Annotated in this window: 1 protein-coding gene; it reads left to right on the top strand. The window is 53.2% G+C overall.

What is annotated here, in order from left to right; genetic code table 11:
- The coding region (locus tag IQP38_RS26275) for a Calx-beta domain-containing protein (protein WP_322621755.1) at positions 1 to 774 on the top strand (774 nt) is incomplete at both ends.

A 774-nucleotide genomic window follows, 5' to 3' on the forward strand; every position in this document is an offset into this window, starting at 1 on the left:
CACGGTGACTGGCATTGGCGCAGTGCAAGGCAGCGATACAGGTACGGCGACGATTGTGGATGACGGCAGTGGCCCGGGTCCCGATCCGGATGATGATCGTCCAAGCGTGACTATTACGGATGCTGGCACCATCAATGAGGGGGATACGGCGAACTTCAAAGTCACTTTATCGAACGCGTCTGAAGCGGAAACGCAAGTGGAGCTGGGTCTTAATCTCGGCGATACCGAAGCCGGTGACTTAGGTACCTTGGAATACAACACCGGAAGCGGTTGGGTTGCAGTACCAAACGATGGTGTGGTGACCGTGCCAGCGGGGCAAACTGAGTTTGATGTGCGCATTGCTTCTATTGATGATGCTGTTTATGAAGGTCCAGAAGATTTCAGTGTGACGGTGACTGGCATTGGCGCAGTGCAAGGCAGCGATACCGGTACGGCAACGATTGTGGATGACGGCAGTGGTCCGGGCCCTGATCCGGATGATGACCGTCCAAGCGTGACTATTTCAGACGCTGGTACTATTAATGAGGGAGAGGCAGCGAACTTCAAAGTCAACTTATCGAACGCCTCTGAAGCGGAAACGCAAGTGGAGTTGGGTCTTAATCTCGGCGATACCGAAGTTGGAGATTTAGGCACCCTAGAATACAACACAGGCTCCGGTTGGGTTGCAGTGCCAAACGATGGTGTAGTAACGGTGCCAGCGGGGCAAACTGAGTTTGATGTGCGTATCGCTTCCATTGATGACGCCGTTTATGAAGGTCCTGAAGATTTCAGTGT

The organism is Vibrio sp. OPT41, from assembly GCF_015163595.1.
GTDB lineage: Bacteria > Pseudomonadota > Gammaproteobacteria > Enterobacterales > Vibrionaceae > Vibrio > Vibrio alginolyticus.